This window comes from Streptomyces sp. NPDC007205 (genome assembly GCF_040634095.1).
Classification (GTDB): Bacteria; Actinomycetota; Actinomycetes; order Streptomycetales; family Streptomycetaceae; genus Streptomyces.
Window position 1 is genome coordinate 92,278 of the sequence record NZ_JBEYEW010000001.1, and the last position, 14,689, is coordinate 106,966.

Consider the following 14,689-nt stretch of genomic DNA (forward strand, 5'->3'; position numbering starts at 1 on the left):
ACCAACACACCATGGCTATCTGGCTCAACAAGGACAGCAAGGTCATCGTCCAGGGCATGACCGGTGCCACCGGCATGAAGCACACCAAGCTCATGCTGGGTGACGGCACGAACGTCGTGGGCGGCGTGAACCCGCGCAAGGCGGGCACCACCGTGGACTTCGACGGCACCGAGGTACCGGTCTTCGGCACCGTCAAGGAGGCCATCGAGAAGACCGGCGCCAACGTCTCCGTCATCTTCGTGCCGGAGAAGTTCACCAAGGACGCGGTCGTCGAGGCCATCGACGCCGAGATCCCGCTGGCCGTCGTGATCACCGAGGGCATCGCCGTGCACGACTCGGCGTCCTTCTGGGCGTACGCCGGCAAGAAGGGCAACAAGACCCGCATCATCGGCCCGAACTGCCCCGGCATCATCACCCCGGGTCAGTCGAACGTCGGCATCATCCCGGGCGACATCACCAAGCCGGGCCGCATCGGTCTGGTGTCGAAGTCCGGCACGCTGACGTACCAGATGATGTACGAGCTGCGGGACATCGGCTTCTCGACGGCCGTCGGTATCGGTGGTGACCCGATCATCGGCTCCACCCACATCGACGCCCTGGCCGCGTTCCAGGACGACCCGGAGACCGAGCTCATCGTGATGATCGGTGAGATCGGTGGCGACGCCGAGGAGCGTGCCGCCGCGTTCATCAAGGAGAACGTGACCAAGCCGGTCGTCGGTTACGTCGCGGGCTTCACCGCGCCCGAGGGCAAGACCATGGGTCACGCCGGCGCCATCGTCTCGGGTTCGTCGGGTACGGCCCAGGCGAAGAAGGAGGCCCTGGAGGCCGCCGGTGTCAAGGTCGGCAAGACGCCGACCGAGACGGCGAAGCTGGCCCGCGAGATCCTGGCCGGCTGAGACACGTCAGCCGAGCGTCGGCAGGCCCGCCCCGTTCGCCGGGGCGGGCCTGCCGACGTTTGCGCGGTCACGCCGAGTGGGTGCCGCTCACGGCTCACCCAGGTTCCGGTGCCAGTCGTTCCGGCCCCCTCGCGGCAGCCCGCAGCTTTGCGCGCAGTGCCTGTTCCTCCCGCGACAGCGGGCCCATGACCCCCGCCGCCGGCACTCCCTGTACCGCCTGCGCCGGAGCGATCGGGGCCTCGTAGTGCGTCGGAGCCGTCCGCAGCGTGAGCGTCGTCGCGCCGACGATCGTCACGGTGAACGCGATCGCCGCCCGGGTCCAGAACACGTTCCGCCGCTCGCAGCCGGTGCGGATCACCATGGGTCTGCCCGCGCCCAACCGCTCCTTCGAGGCCACTTCGAGCAGCCGGTGGTGCAGCTTCGCGGGGTCGGCCAGTTCCGGCAGCCGCGCGGCCACCGCATCCCGTGCGTGGGTCAGCCGGCTCGCGGCAGCCGGCGTGCTGGCCTCCGTCTCCGCCGCCGTCTCCGGAAGGTCGAGGCCCACACCGTCGTAGAGGACGAGCGTGCGCCGGTAGGACGGCGGAAGCGTCAGCAGGGTGTTCAGCAGCGCACGGTCGGCCGGATCGGCGGGCGGCGGCTCCGGGTGCCGGTAGCGGGGCCGGAAGCGGTGCCAGGGCGAGAGCGCGCAGTCGTACGCCACCGCCCGCACCCAGCCGCCCGGATCCCGGTCCCGGGCCAGCTCGGGCCAGCGCTGCCAGGCCAGCTGGAAGGCTCGCTCCACGGATTCGCGGGCCAGTTCCCGCCGCCCGGTGAGCAGATATGTCTGGCGTACGAGGGCGGGGGCGCAGAACGCATACAGGGCGTCGAAGGCCTGAGCCGGCGTCAGGGGGGCTGCGGCGACCGGTGTCGTGCCTCCGGTAGGGGCGGGGACAGCGATAGGGGAAGGGGCAGGGGCCGCGGCGGCCACAGGGGGCCCTTCCGGGGCCGGCTCGGCCGTTGTCGTCTCCCCGGCCGCCGCCGGTGCGGCGAGCGTCCGCAGCAGCCTGGCGTAGGCCTCGCCCTCGCGTCCGTGCGGAACGCGGCGGCCGGACTCCCACGCCCGAATCGTCGAGCGGCTGACGCCGACCCGCGCGGCGACCTGAGCCTTCGTCAGCGACCGGGACTCGCGCAGCCGTCGGCGTTCGGACGGCGGCGGCATCGGGCCGTCGGTGTTCTGAGTCGTCGTCACCATGCGCCCTTCCGTGCGAAAAAGAACATAAACATATATTGGGCGACACATCGGAAGTTCGCCTGTTGCGTGGGGAAAGCGGGTGGCATTGGCAGCATGGCGGGGTGACTCTGCTGACCGCTCGCCGACCGTCGCTGTCGCCCCTGCTCGCCCGGATGCGAGACCGTGAGCCCGGACTGGCCGCGAGCCTCCTGGCCGGCGCGGTCGCGGCCGGACTCGGATTCGCTTCGTTCGCCGCGCTGCTGATGGTGCTGTGGGTCAGCTCGCCGTATCCCGACAGCGGTCCGGGCGGTGCGCTGCACGTCGCCGCGGCGCTGTGGCTGCTGGCGCACGGCGTCGAACTGGTCCGCACCGAGACGCTCTCGGGTGTGCCCATGCCGGTGGGCGTGACCCCGTTGTTGCTGCTGGCGCTGCCCGTGTGGCGGGTGTACCGGGCGGCCCGGGACGCAGTGGACGCGCCCGACGACGCCGACGGCCCGCCGCCCGTACCGGCGCGCACGGTGTGGACCGGGGTCGTCCTCGGCTATCTGGGTGTCGGCGGCGCGATCGCGCTGTACTGCTCGGGCGGCGAACTGCGGCCCGCGTGGCCCTGGGTGACGGCGTGTCTGCCGCTGGTCGCGGCGGGCGCGGCGGCGGCCGGGGTGTGGTCGGCGTACGGCCGTCCCCGCGAGCCGGTGCTGAAGATGCTGACGGTGTTGCCCGGGCCGGTGCGGCGGGTGGTGTTCGGCGCGGACGCGCGCACCCGGGTGGGTACGGCCGTACGGGCCACCGGGGCCGCAACGGCGGTGCTCTTCGGCGGTGGGGCGCTGGTGCTCGGGGTGTCGCTGGTGTGGCACAACGGGGCGGCGCAGGCGTCCTTCCTCCAGCTGACCGAGGGCTGGACGGGACGGTGTGCGGTGCTGTTGCTCGGTATCGCGCTGATTCCCAACGCGGCGGTGTGGGCCGCGTCCTACGCCCTCGGTCCCGGGTTCCTCCTCGGTGCCGGACATGGGGTGAACCCCTTCGCCTCCGATCCGGCGCCGCTGCTGCCGCCGTTCCCGCTGCTGGCGGCGGTGCCGGACGCGGGTGCCGGGTCGCTGCCGAACTGGCTGGCGGGGCTGGTGCCGGTGGCGGCCGGGGTGACGGCGGGGTGGTTCGTGGCGCGCGGGGCCGTGGAGCGGTCGCAGCCGGGTGAAGCGGCCGTGGCTCGGTGGTCGGCCGTCCGTACCGCCGGGGTGATGCTGCTGACCGCGACGGTGTGCGCGGCGGCCTTCGCCCTGCTCGCCGAGCTGGCGGGCGGTCCGCTGGGCGTGGCGGCGCTGGCCCGCTTCGGGCCGGTGTGGTGGCGGACCGGGGCAGCGGTGGCGGCCTGGACGGTGGTGTTCGGGATGCCTGTGGCACTGGTCGTACGGGGGTGGCGAGTGTGGCGTGGGCGCACGCGGGGCGCGGAGATCCCGGCGCAGGGGGCGGGGACGGGGGCGGGGCAGGACGGCAGGGTGTCTGCGACGAACTCCGGGACGGTGGCCGACGGAACCGGAAACGAGCAGGGGAGGGCGGAGGAGCAGGCGAAGAGCGAGGACACGGCCGAGGCCGACGAAGAGCACCAAGGCGAGGAGGGGGGTCGGAGCAGCGAGGAGGAGGGGCAGGACCAGGGCAAGACGGCTGCGAAAGCCAAGGATGCGGGCGCGAAGGCCAAGGATGCGGGCGCGAAAGCCAAGGACGCGGCTGTGAAAGCCAAGGACAAGGAACCGGGCACCGGCAGGAACCCTGCCCGACCCGAGACCATGCCCGCCGCGACCGGTGCCGCGGAGGAGGACCCGTACGAGATCCTCCCGGCCGACGACCCGTTCGCTCCGGACTGGCCCGACGACCTCACGCGCGCCTCACGCTGGACGCCCGTACGCGAGCCCGCAGCCTCGGGCGACACGTCGGACGCTGCTCAGCCAGGCTCCTCGCCGACCGCACCCGCCTGGCCGCTCCCTCCGGAACACCCCCACCCGGCCCCCACCGAACACATCCCGGACTCCGCCGAGCCGGCCACGGACACCACGGAACCCCGGCCGGAAACCTACTGACCCCATGGCCCCCGACCACCCACCACGACCTCGGCCCGCGCCCGATCACCGAGCCTGGCCGGGCCGCTCGCACCCGATCCGCACCCGATCGCCGAGCCCTGCCGATCACCAGGCCCCGCGAGGCCGCCCGCGCCCAGTCGCCGAGCCCGTCAGCCGCGCGCCCCTCGCTGAGCCCAGCCGGGCCGCCGGCCCACCCGCGGCGCCGCAGGCTCAGTCGTTGGCGGACCCCAGAACTCCCCGCAACTCCCGCGGCAGCAGGCTGTCGCAGGACTGTTTGGCCTCGTGGGTGAGGGCGTCGCCGACGCAGGTGTAGTAGTCGCGGTAGACCAGCTGGACCGTGAAGGTCGAGGCGACCAGGACCAGGGCCAGGGACGCCGTGATCAGGCCGCCGATGGCCGCTGTCGTCTGGGGGCGGCCGGGGGCGGGCGGTGCTGCCGGGGAGTCCGGGTTCGGCCTGCCCGGCTTGGCGCGCAGTGCGCTGACGCCCCAGTAGAGGGCCAGCGCGCCCAGCAGCAGGGCCACGTACGGCCAGCTGAACAGGGCGAAGAAGACGGCCCACATGCCGGACAGCAGGGCGAAGCGCGCGCGGCGCTGGGTGGGGTCGGTCGGGTCCCAGCGCATGCCGGAACCGGCCGGTCCACCGGGACCCTGGGGGCCGCCGCCGGGCCGCTCGCCGAAGCCGCCGGGGGAGCGTCCGGGCTGGCGGTCGCTCCACTGGCCGCCCCACGGGGAGCCGCCCCCGGAGCCGGGACCGGCGCCCTGGTGGCCCTGCGGGTGGCGGGGCCGCCAGGGCCGGTCCGGGGTGCCCTCGGGCGGCGGTGCGAACGGGTTGTCGTCCTGCTGCCCGCCCCGCCCGTCGCCGTCGCGGCCACTCTGACCGCCCTGGCCGCCCTGACCGCCCCGACCGTCCTGCGGAGCCTCCGGAGGCGAGGCCGGCCGCTCCCGCAGCAACACGGCGCCACGCTCGCCTCCCTGGGCCGGGCGCGGAGGGAACGTGAGGAGTCGCGGGCTGCGATCGGGCATCAAAAGAGCGTCTTCCCCTGGGTGACTACGGCTGTCCCACATGAGCTTCCACCCCGACAACGCACCGCACGACGACCGCGTTCCCGAGGCTTCCCCTTCGTGATTCCTTGCGAACGCTACCTTCCGGCCACTCCCCCGTCCCGTGGGGGCCTTCCCGAGTGCCGGTATCGTTGCTGACGGTCGGCCGCTTCGTAGACTTCCCCGTATGACGGGGTGCGAAGCGTTCGTGCGAACGTACAACTGCACGGCAGCCGCCGACCGGACACATCGCCACCCCGAGAAAGGGCCCCATCGTGGCCGCCACCCCCGCTGGTCCCGCGGTCAAGCGCCTCGTCGTGCTGGTCTCCGGATCCGGCACCAATCTGCAGGCGCTGCTGGACGAGATCGAGCGCACCGGAGCCGAGCGGTACGGCGCGCGGATCGTCGCCGTAGGGGCCGACCGCGCCGGCATCGAGGGGCTCGACCGCGCCGAGCGGGCGGGACTGCCGACCTTCGTGTGCAAGGTCAAGGACCACGCGAGCCGCGAGGAGTGGGACGCCGCCCTCGCCGGAGCGGTGACCGCGTACGAGCCGGACCTCGTGATCTCCGCCGGGTTCATGAAGATCGTGGGGAAGGAGTTCCTCGCGCGCTTCGGCGGGCGGTTCGTCAACACGCACCCGGCCCTGCTGCCCAGTTTTCCCGGGGCCCACGGCGTCCGTGACGCACTCGCGTACGGCGCCAAGGTCACCGGCTGCACCGTCCACTTCGTCGACGACGGCGTCGACACCGGCCCGATCATCGCGCAGGGCGTGGTCGAGGTCCGGGACGAGGACGACGAGAGCGCGCTGCACGAGCGCATCAAGGAAGTCGAGCGAAGGCTGCTCGTCGAGGTCGTGGGGCGGCTCGCCCGCAACGGCTATCGCATCGAGGGACGAAAGGTAGTTATCCAGTGACCGCCGAGAGCATCGAGAGCGGCAAGCGGGGCATCCGTCGCGCGCTCGTCAGCGTCTACGACAAGACCGGGCTGGAAGAGCTCGCGCGCGGGCTGCACGAGGCCGGTGTCGCACTCGTCTCCACCGGTTCCACGGCCTCCCGCATCGCCGCCGCCGGCGTCCCCGTCACCAAGGTCGAGGAGCTGACCGGCTTCCCCGAGTGCCTGGACGGCCGGGTCAAGACCCTGCACCCGAAGGTGCACGCGGGCATCCTCGCCGACCTGCGCCTGGACAGCCACCGCGAGCAGCTCGCCGAGCTGGGTGTCGAGCCGTTCGACCTCGTCGTCGTCAACCTCTACCCCTTCCGCGAGACCGTCGCTTCGGGCGCGAGCGAGGACGAGTGCGTGGAGCAGATCGACATCGGCGGGCCGTCGATGGTCCGCGCCGCCGCCAAGAACCACCCGTCGGTCGCCGTGGTCACCAGCCCGGAGCGGTACGCCGACGTCCTCGCGGCCGTCAAGGACGGCGGCTTCGACCTCGCCGCCCGCAAGCGGCTGGCCGCCGAGGCCTTCCAGCACACCGCCGCCTACGACGTGGCCGTCGCCTCCTGGTTCGCCTCCTCGTACGCGCCGGTCGACGAGTCGCAGTTCCCCGACTTCCTCGGCGCCACCTACGAGCGCAAGAACACCCTGCGCTACGGCGAGAACCCGCACCAGCCGGCCGCCCTGTACGTCGACGGCAGCGGCGGGCTCGCGGACGCCGAGCAGCTGCACGGCAAGGAGATGTCGTACAACAACTACACGGACACGGACGCCGCCCGCCGTGCCGCGTACGACCACGACGAGCCCTGTGTCGCGATCATCAAGCACGCCAACCCCTGCGGTATCGCGGTGGGTTCGGACGTCGCCGAGGCGCACCGCAAGGCGCACGCCTGCGACCCGGTCTCCGCTTACGGCGGCGTGATCGCCGTGAACCGTCCGGTCAGCAAGGAGATGGCCGAGCAGGTCGCGGAGATCTTCACCGAGGTCATCGTCGCCCCGGGCTACGAGGAAGGGGCCCTGGAGGCCCTCACCAAGAAGAAGAACATCCGCGTGCTGAAGGCCCCGGGCGCGCCCTGCAACCGGGTCGAGGCCAGGCAGGTCGACGGCGGTGTGCTGCTCCAGGTCACCGACCGGCTCCAGGCCGACGGCGACGACCCCGCCCACTGGACGCTGGCCAGCGGTGAGGCGCTCGGCGACGAGGAGCTGAAGGAGCTGGCGTTCGCCTGGAAGGCGTGCCGCGCCGTGAAGTCCAACGCCATCCTGCTCGCCAAGGACGGCGCCTCGGTCGGCGTCGGCATGGGCCAGGTCAACCGCGTCGACTCCTGCAAGCTGGCCGTCGAGCGGGCCGGCGAGGAGCGGGCCCGCGGTTCCTTCGCGGCCTCCGACGCCTTCTTCCCCTTCCCCGACGGCCCCGGGATCCTCATCGACGCCGGTGTCCGGGCGATCGTCCAGCCGGGCGGCTCGATCCGTGACGAGCAGGTCGTCGAGGCCGCCAAGAAGGCGGGCGTGACCATGTACTTCACGGGCACGCGCCACTTCTTCCACTGAGCGGTGATTGCGGACGGTCTCCGGCCCTCCCCCGAGGGAGCCGGAGACCGCCGGTCCTGCTGGGCGCCGGCCGTTGGGCGTCGGCTCAGCAGGGGCGCAGGGAGTAGATCGGGTCCCAGGTCGCCGTGCCGGCCTCGTACGCCGTGGAGGTCCAGCGGACGCTGCCGTCCTGGTTGTAGAACCTGGCGACCGTGCCCGGCGTCTGGTTGTTGGTGAACGGGCCGTCGCCGGTCCAGTTGGAGACGGTCCACGTCTGGCACTTGTAGAAGTCGAACTTGGTGCCCCGGACGATCATGCACAGGTGCCCGTAGGCGCAGTCCAGGTCCTTCTTGGCGGCCGTCCCCCGCGGAGCCTTGGTGAGGGTCAGGCCGTTGTACCGGACCTGGTCGGCGGAGGCCGAAAGCGGCTTCGGGTGGCCGGCGAGGACCTGGTCGGCGACCTGCTGGACGCTGGTGACCCGGGTGCCGTCCGGCGTGGTGGCGGCGGTCGCCGCGACCGTGGAGCCGGCGAGGAGGGCGGTGGCCGCGACGAGCAGTGCGGCGGGCTTGGCGATGTTCACGAGTTCCCCCATGTGAACGAGTGGTGTCGGTCCCTCCGCCGTGCTGCCGTGGCGGAGTGGTACCACCGTGCCGCCGTATCCCGTAGCCCGGTACCTGTGAACTCTGAGGGTCACTTCCTGCCGGGAGGGGCGTACTCCTGGAGGAAGTGGGCGACACGGCTGCAGAAGGCGCCGAGCTGCGGGGGAATGCCGCCCGCCTTGTTCACCTTCCCGTAGGAGGACTGGTAGGCGGCGGCGACCAACACCCGCTTGTCGCCGGGAAGTTCCGCCTTCAGGCGTGGCTCGATGTAGCAGAGGTAGCGGCCCACGGCCGGAATGGACACGGAGGGGGTCAGGGGCGGCGCGGGGGTCGCCGAGGCGGGGATGCCGTCGTCCCGCATCCACCAGCGCAGCACGCCAGGGGTCCACCGGGCGATGCCGAACTCCTGGTTGGCGGGATCGGAGAGATCGGGGTCGAAGTTGCTCTCGGACTTCAGGATCGCGGCGATGAGCGGGGGCGTGACGGCCGGTTTTCCGCAGGCGTGGGCGGCGTCCACGATGAGCCGCCGGTACTGCGCCGGAACACCCTGGTCGGTGCGGAGTTCGGAGGCGCCGTAGGCGGCCGTGGCCTTGGCGTCCGGGGTGCCGTCGCCGGCCGCCCAGGTGCTGATGCCGTAGCCGAGGGCCGCGACGGCGGCGGTGGCGGCAGCGGCCGAGGCGATCACCGCCTGCCGGTGCCTGCGGCGCGGTAACAGCCGGGGAAGGCGCGGCGAGCGGCCCGTGCCGGCCGCCGTCTCGACGCGGCGCAGCAGCGCCTCGGTGGTGATGCGTGCGCCATGCGTACGGGCCAGACAGTCACGGACGATCTCCCGCCAGGCCTCCGGGAGTTCGGGTGACAGGCGCAGTTCGTCGGTGCCGCGGGCGTAGGCGGCGGCCGCGTCGCGGCGGGCCGTCGGGGTGGCGCCGGACAGCGGGAAGGAGTCGGTGAGGACGAGGTGGGCGAGCACACCGAAGGCCCAGACGTCGGCGGAGGGGCGGATACGGCGGCCCCGTTCGCCGATCTCCGACCAGAGCAGCTCGGGCGGGGTGTAGTCGGGGGTGGAGAAGGCCGGGGTGTAGGCGTGGGTGCCCTCCAGCTCGGCGGCCATGTTGAAGTCGGCGAGCCGTGCCGAACCGTCCGCCATGAGCAGCACATTGGCCGGTTTCAGATCCCCGTGCACCCAGCCGGCCCGGTGCAGCTGGGCCAGCCCCTCACAGATCTGGGCGAGCAGGGCGGACCCGGCGTCCGGGCGGGGCGAGACGGCGAGCAGGGCGGACAGGGAGCCCTCGGCACGCTCCAGCACGAGGACGGTGGCGCCGTCGAGGGCGGGGCGGGCCGGGTCGTCCACCACGAGGGTCTCGTACATCCGGATCAGCCGCGGCCGTCTGAGCCGGCGGTGCAAACCGACCTCGCGCTCGATGAGTTCGCGCAGATGGGCCAGCTGGCGCGGGGTGCCGGTGCCGGTGGGCAGGAACTTCAGGGCGGCGGTGCGCGGCAGTTCGGGAGTGTCGTCGCCGGTGCGCCGGCCCGCGTACACGCTGCCGAAGGCACCCGTCGCGATCGGCTCGCGCACCTCCCAGACGCCGACCCGGTAGCCCCTGGGCACCGGTACGGCGTACGGCTCGGTCACCGGGCCGCCCGGCTCACGGACCCGGACCCGGACAGGACGACCAGGTCGTCCTCCCGTACGAGGTCGAAGCGGAGCGCCAGGGACACCAGGGACTCCTTCTTGCCGTTGAGGCGTGGACCGGTGTCCGCGGTGTCCGGGCCGGGCTTGAGCCGCAGCTTGACCGCCAGGTAGTCGATGTTCCACTGCACCGAGGTGCGTGAGGCGGCCGGCCAGGCGGGGCGCAGCCGGTCGACGACCTGGTCGACGGTGGGCAGCGGGGCGTGCGGGTCACCGCGCAGCCGCGGCTCGCACAGGGCGGCCAGGACGGCGAAGTAGCGCTTGGTGCGGTCGACGGAGAAGGCCGGGGCGGTGGTGTCGCCGTCCGGACCGGCGCCGTCGCGCAGATAGTCGTGGCGCGGCGCCCACACCTCGATCGTCAGCAGCTCCCCGGCGGCGGGCAGCACGATCCGCGAGAACTCGAACGGGACGGGCGCGTCGAGCCTGCCCGGGCCGACCTTGATGTGCTCTCCGGCGCCCTCCGGGTTCTCCACGACGTACGTGTGCCGCGCGGACAGGTTGCTCAGTATCCAGAACGCGCCCTGGGCGCCGAGTTCGCCGGCCCGGCGGGAGACCCCGTCGTGCGGGATCCTCAGGTCGTTGCCCGGCGCCCGTCCGAAGCTGAGACGCTCACCGGGGGCGAGGCGGATCTGGGTGCGGTCCTGCCGGTCCTCCGGGGTCGGCGGAGGTACGACGATGATGCTGTACAAGGTGCGGCTCCCCGTGCCTTGCGGCCACCCCGGCCGGGTACGGCTACCCGAGCCAGACTAGGGGGAGACACCAGGGCCGTGCCTCCCCCTGGACGGGTGAGACACGGCCCTCGATGTTGAATTGGCGCGAACTGTTCCGTCGCGCGGGCGGGTTCAGTACCGGGCGCGGTTGAACCAGGCCTTGCCGTTGGCACCGCCGACGAAGCAGGCGATCAGGATGGCGAGCACCGTGTGGACGAGGCCCACCACGACGAACGGGTACAGGCCGAGGACGCCGGTGATGATGCCGAAGACCAGGGTGGTGATGCGGACGCCGTTGCCGCCGGTGTTGAACTTCGCCGCGAGCACGGCCGCGAACACGCCCCAGGCGAGCGCGAACACAGCCATGACCAGCAGGATGCCGGTGCCGTAGTCGGCGACCCGCTGGAAGGAGGAGTCGTCCTGCAGGGTGCTTTCGTTCTTCGCGTGGTTCACGGCAATGGCGTAGAACGTGAACAGCGCCACACCGATCACCTGCAGGCCGACGATCACCCACAACATCACGCGCGCCGCGCTGACGTTGCCCGGCATGGCGGCCATCGGGGCGCCGACGCCGTACTCCTGCTGGACGGGGGGCGCCGACGGGTAGCCGTAACCGGCGCCCTGGGGCTGCTGCGGGTAGCCGTAGCCGGGCTGCTGGCCCTGCGGGGCGCCGTAGGGATTGTTCTGGTCGCCGAAGCTCATGGCGGTGTTTCCTCCGTTGGATCGAGTGCTGGGGACGAGGCGCGGCACTGTACGGAGGAGAGTTTCTACAGGTGCAATCCGTCCCCCCGTCGAGCTGCCCGCTGCACTGTGCTGCTCATCGTTCTTGACCGGTTACTGACTTGTCCAGCCGGAAGCCCCAGGTGTTGTGCAAGTGCAACATCATCGATCATCTGCCGACAAGGCGGTACGGCGCCCCGCCACCCGGATTGGAACCGGGGCCGGGTCATCCGCGAGGATGGGTGCATGACCGCCCAGATTCTCGATGGCAAGGCCACCGCAGCCGCGATCAAGTCCGATCTGACCGCCCGCGTGGCGGCGCTGAAGGAGAGGGGCGTCACGCCCGGCCTCGGCACGATCCTGGTCGGGGACGACCCCGGCAGCCAGAAGTACGTCGCCGGCAAGCACCGCGACTGCGCACAGGTCGGCATCGCCTCCATCCAGCGCGAGCTGCCCGCCACGGCGACCCAGGAGGAGATCGAGGCGGTCGTCCGCGAGCTGAACGAGGACCCGGCCTGCACCGGTTACATCGTGCAGCTGCCTTTGCCCAAGGGCATCGACGAGAACCGCATCCTGGAGCTGATGGACCCGGCCAAGGACGCCGACGGGCTGCACCCCATGAACCTCGGCCGGCTGGTGCTCAACGAGCCCGCACCGCTGCCCTGCACCCCGAACGGCATCCTCTCGCTGCTGCGGGCCCACGGCGTGGAGATCAAGGGCGCCGAGGTCGTGGTCGTCGGCCGCGGTGTCACCATCGGCCGGCCGATGCCGCTGCTGCTCACCCGGCGCAGCGAGAACGCCACCGTGACCCAGTGCCACACCGGCACCCGCGATCTGTCTGCCCACCTGAAGCGGGCCGACATCATCGTGGCGGCCGCCGGCTCGCCGCATCTGATCCGAGCCGAGGACGTCAAGCCGGGCGCCGCGATCCTCGACGTCGGTGTCTCCCGCAACGCCGAGGGCAAGATCGTCGGGGACGTGCACCCGGACGTCGTCGAGGTGGCCGGCTGGATCTCTCCGAACCCCGGCGGGGTGGGCCCGATGACCCGGGCGCAGCTGCTGGTCAACGTGGTCGAGGCGGCGGAGCGCAGTGTCGGCTGAGCGGGCGCACGGCGGCGAGCCGCCCGTGCGCGACGCGATCAGCGCCCCGGACGCGCAGGGGCGGCCGCGGCGGACCACGCGCCGCTTCCCGCGGATCACCCGGGACACCGCGCGGCCCGAGGGCGGCGGCCGGGCCGCGCCCGGCGACGCCCCGGCCCCGGCGCGGCAGTGGCCCCTGCTCGTGGTGCTCGGCGGGGTCGCGCTCGGCCTGCTGCTGACCGCGCTCGACGTGTTCCGCTTCGGCACCCTGCTGATCGGCGCCGCACTGCTGGCGGGGGCGGTCATGCGATGGATACTGCCCGGCGTCGGCATGCTCGCCGTACGCTCCCGCTTCACGGACATCGTCACGTACGGCGTTCTCGGCCTCACGATCGTCCTGCTGGCGATGATGGCCCAGCCCAAACCGTGGCTGCAGGTCCCCTTCCTGAAGGACACCCTGCACTTCACCATCAGCCAGTAGAGGTGCTCGCAGACACGGCGGCTCGTCCCCTCCCCCGAGGAGGGACGAGCCGCCGCCGTCCTTCAGCCTTCCGCCCATGAACCGCCTGTTCAACGCCTGTCCATGCGCTGTGGCACGGAAGTGACCGTTCCGCTACGGTGTCCGCGCGCCGTCCGTGCTCCCGCGCGCCCCCACCCCGGGAACTGGGATCCTCAGGCAGGGCATCCTTGTGGGTAGCCAGGACGGGGAAACCCGGGGGAGAGCAAGGGGGGAATCGATGCCTCGCTGGAAAGACCTGCCTGATGATCTGGACCCGCAGATCAAGGAGTTCACCAGCCAGGTGCGACGGCTCGTGGACCGCAGCGGCATGAGCGTCGCGGCACTCGCCGACCGCACGGGCTACAGCAAGACGTCCTGGGAGCGTTACCTGGGCGGCCGGCTCCTCGCGCCCAAGGGCGCGGTCGTCGCGCTCGCCGAGGTCACCGGCACCAGCCCCGTGCACCTGACGACGATGTGGGAGCTGGCCGAACGCGCCTGGAGCCGGGCGGAGATGCGGCATGACCGCACCATGGAGGCGATCCGCATCTCCCAGGCGCGCGCGGCACTCGGGGACTTCGGCGCGGCGGAGGCGTCCGGCGGCCCGTCCGGCCGCAAGGGGGAGGGCCTCGGTCCGGCCATGGGCATCGCCGGTCCGGCGGGCGTCTCCCCGACGATTCCCCCACAGCCGACGGCCCCTGACGCCGACGCCCGGGACGGCGCGGGCCGGGGCCCGGCCGCCCGTGACGGCGCGGGGCGTGGTCCGACTGACCGTGATGGGGGCCGGGGTCCGGTTGACCGTGACGGCGTGGGCTGGGGTCCGAGCGACCGTGACGACGGTGCGGGGCGTGGTCCGGCTGACCGTGACGGGACCGGAGACGGCGGGGCATCCGGTGGCAACTCCTGGAAGCTGGCCGGGTATCAGGGCCCGTCCCCGGTGAGCGCCCCACCCGGAACCGGGGCGCGCGCGGGTGCCGGCGCCGGCGCCGCGAACGGTTTCCGGCCCGGCGCCCTGCCCGGCGGTGCCGGCCGGATCCCGGACACGCCGAACCCGGACGACGGGCAGCAGCCGCAGGCACCGGCCCCCCGGTCCGGCGGTGGCGCCCCGGCCCCGGGGAACGCCGGGCGGCAGCGGGTGGTCATGTTCGTCGCCGGGCTCGTCGGCGTGCTCGTCGTCATCGCCGCCGTCTTCTTCTTCACCCAGCGGGGCGGCGCCAAGCACGAGAACACCGCCAAGCCGCCGTCCCCGAGAGCCACCCCGAACGCGAGCACGCCACCCGGGGTCAAGTGCACCGGCTCCGCCTGCAACGGCAAGGACGCCGAGGTGATGGGCTGCAGCGGCGACCTGGTCACCACCGCCCGGACCGTCACCGTCGGCACCACCACCCTGGAGGTCCGCTACAGCAAGGCCTGCGGCACCGCCTGGGGCCGGATCACCGGCGCCGCCCAGGGCGACAAGGTCCGGATCACCGCCGGCAAGGTCCGGCAGACCGGCGAGACCACCACCGTGGGCGACACCATCGCCTACACCCCGATGGTCGCCGTGAAGAACGCGGCAGAGGCCAAGGCCTGCGCGGACCTCGCCTCCGGGCGGACGGGGTGCACGAAGTAACGGCGTGCACGAGTAACGGCGTGCACACGAGTAGCGGCGTGCACGAAGTATCCGCGTGCGCGAAGTAAGCGGGAGAAATTCCGGGGCGGGCGCATGGCGGGGCGG

13 protein-coding genes are annotated in these 14,689 nt (G+C 72.5%); 7 read left to right on the top strand and 6 right to left on the bottom strand.

What is annotated here, in order from left to right:
- The first annotated feature begins 11 nt into the window (after positions 1–11).
- The gene (sucD, locus tag ABZ624_RS00400) at positions 12–896 is read left to right on the top strand and encodes a succinate--CoA ligase subunit alpha (RefSeq protein ID WP_351238925.1); all 885 of its coding nucleotides are present in this window, start codon (positions 12–14) and stop codon (positions 894–896) included.
- Between the two features lie 94 nt (positions 897–990).
- Here the strand turns inward: sucD and ABZ624_RS00405 are convergent, their stop codons facing one another.
- Positions 991–2,127: a helix-turn-helix domain-containing protein gene (locus tag ABZ624_RS00405; protein WP_360081344.1), complete on the bottom strand. Its 1,137-nt coding sequence runs from the start codon at positions 2,125–2,127 to the stop codon at positions 991–993.
- Positions 2,128–2,279: 152 nt separating this feature from the next.
- On the opposite strand from ABZ624_RS00405, the gene ABZ624_RS00410 reads away from it, so the two are divergent.
- The gene (locus ABZ624_RS00410; protein ID WP_360082107.1) at positions 2,280–4,178 is read left to right on the top strand and encodes a DUF6350 family protein; all 1,899 of its coding nucleotides are present in this window, start codon (positions 2,280–2,282) and stop codon (positions 4,176–4,178) included.
- A 210-nt stretch (positions 4,179–4,388) separates the two neighbouring features.
- Here the strand turns inward: ABZ624_RS00410 and ABZ624_RS00415 are convergent, their stop codons facing one another.
- On the bottom strand, positions 4,389–5,201 hold the full coding sequence (locus ABZ624_RS00415; protein ID WP_360081345.1) for a hypothetical protein: 813 nt from the start codon (positions 5,199–5,201) through the stop codon (positions 4,389–4,391).
- 293 nt (positions 5,202–5,494) lie between these two features.
- Between ABZ624_RS00415 and purN the strand changes: the two genes are divergently transcribed.
- Positions 5,495–6,133 carry a phosphoribosylglycinamide formyltransferase gene (gene purN / locus ABZ624_RS00420; RefSeq protein ID WP_360081346.1) on the top strand — a complete coding sequence of 213 codons (639 nt, stop codon included), beginning with the start codon at positions 5,495–5,497 and terminating at the stop codon, positions 6,131–6,133.
- Positions 6,130–7,701, top strand: a complete 1,572-nt coding sequence (gene purH, locus ABZ624_RS00425; RefSeq protein ID WP_360081347.1) for a bifunctional phosphoribosylaminoimidazolecarboxamide formyltransferase/IMP cyclohydrolase — start codon at positions 6,130–6,132, stop codon at positions 7,699–7,701. The genes purN and purH overlap by 4 nt, the downstream gene beginning before the upstream one ends.
- A gap of 85 nt (positions 7,702–7,786) precedes the next feature.
- Here the strand turns inward: purH and ABZ624_RS00430 are convergent, their stop codons facing one another.
- From ABZ624_RS00430 to ABZ624_RS00445, 4 genes are all read right to left on the bottom strand, one after another.
- Positions 7,787–8,272 (bottom strand): hypothetical protein, encoded by a 486-nt coding sequence (locus ABZ624_RS00430; RefSeq protein ID WP_360081348.1) that lies wholly within the window; start codon positions 8,270–8,272, stop codon positions 7,787–7,789.
- 98 nt (positions 8,273–8,370) lie between these two features.
- Positions 8,371–9,909: a protein kinase gene (locus tag ABZ624_RS00435; protein WP_360081349.1), complete on the bottom strand. Its 1,539-nt coding sequence runs from the start codon at positions 9,907–9,909 to the stop codon at positions 8,371–8,373.
- A complete protein-coding gene (locus ABZ624_RS00440; protein WP_360081350.1) occupies positions 9,906–10,655 on the bottom strand; it encodes an FHA domain-containing protein in 750 nt (249 codons plus the stop codon). The genes ABZ624_RS00435 and ABZ624_RS00440 overlap by 4 nt, the downstream gene beginning before the upstream one ends.
- A gap of 153 nt (positions 10,656–10,808) precedes the next feature.
- Positions 10,809–11,378, bottom strand: coding sequence for a hypothetical protein (locus tag ABZ624_RS00445; protein ID WP_360081351.1), 570 nt, complete (start codon positions 11,376–11,378; stop codon positions 10,809–10,811).
- Positions 11,379–11,642: 264 nt separating this feature from the next.
- On the opposite strand from ABZ624_RS00445, the gene ABZ624_RS00450 reads away from it, so the two are divergent.
- The 3 genes from ABZ624_RS00450 (at position 11,643) to ABZ624_RS00460 (ending at position 14,584) form a co-directional block, all read left to right on the top strand.
- On the top strand, positions 11,643–12,497 hold the full coding sequence (locus ABZ624_RS00450; protein WP_360081352.1) for a bifunctional methylenetetrahydrofolate dehydrogenase/methenyltetrahydrofolate cyclohydrolase: 855 nt from the start codon (positions 11,643–11,645) through the stop codon (positions 12,495–12,497).
- Positions 12,487–12,957 (top strand): DUF3017 domain-containing protein, encoded by a 471-nt coding sequence (locus tag ABZ624_RS00455; RefSeq protein WP_360081353.1) that lies wholly within the window; start codon positions 12,487–12,489, stop codon positions 12,955–12,957. The genes ABZ624_RS00450 and ABZ624_RS00455 overlap by 11 nt, the downstream gene beginning before the upstream one ends.
- A 256-nt stretch (positions 12,958–13,213) precedes the next feature.
- Positions 13,214–14,584 (top strand): DUF2690 domain-containing protein, encoded by a 1,371-nt coding sequence (locus ABZ624_RS00460; RefSeq protein ID WP_360081354.1) that lies wholly within the window; start codon positions 13,214–13,216, stop codon positions 14,582–14,584.
- Positions 14,585–14,689 lie beyond the last annotated feature (105 nt).

What these genes read in the sequence shown, in the direction of transcription:
- sucD (WP_351238925.1), top strand. Translation starts at nt 12, where the DNA reads ATGGCTATCTGGCTCAACAAGGACAGCAAGGTCATCGTCCAGGGCATG.
- ABZ624_RS00405 (WP_360081344.1), bottom strand. Translation starts at nt 2,127, where the DNA reads ATGGTGACGACGACTCAGAACACCGACGGCCCGATGCCGCCGCCGTCC.
- ABZ624_RS00410 (WP_360082107.1), top strand. Translation starts at nt 2,280, where the DNA reads ATGCGAGACCGTGAGCCCGGACTGGCCGCGAGCCTCCTGGCCGGCGCG.
- ABZ624_RS00415 (WP_360081345.1), bottom strand. Translation starts at nt 5,201, where the DNA reads ATGCCCGATCGCAGCCCGCGACTCCTCACGTTCCCTCCGCGCCCGGCC.
- ABZ624_RS00430 (WP_360081348.1), bottom strand. Translation starts at nt 8,272, where the DNA reads ATGGGGGAACTCGTGAACATCGCCAAGCCCGCCGCACTGCTCGTCGCG.
- ABZ624_RS00445 (WP_360081351.1), bottom strand. Translation starts at nt 11,378, where the DNA reads ATGAGCTTCGGCGACCAGAACAATCCCTACGGCGCCCCGCAGGGCCAG.
- ABZ624_RS00450 (WP_360081352.1), top strand. Translation starts at nt 11,643, where the DNA reads ATGACCGCCCAGATTCTCGATGGCAAGGCCACCGCAGCCGCGATCAAG.
- ABZ624_RS00460 (WP_360081354.1), top strand. Translation starts at nt 13,214, where the DNA reads ATGCCTCGCTGGAAAGACCTGCCTGATGATCTGGACCCGCAGATCAAG.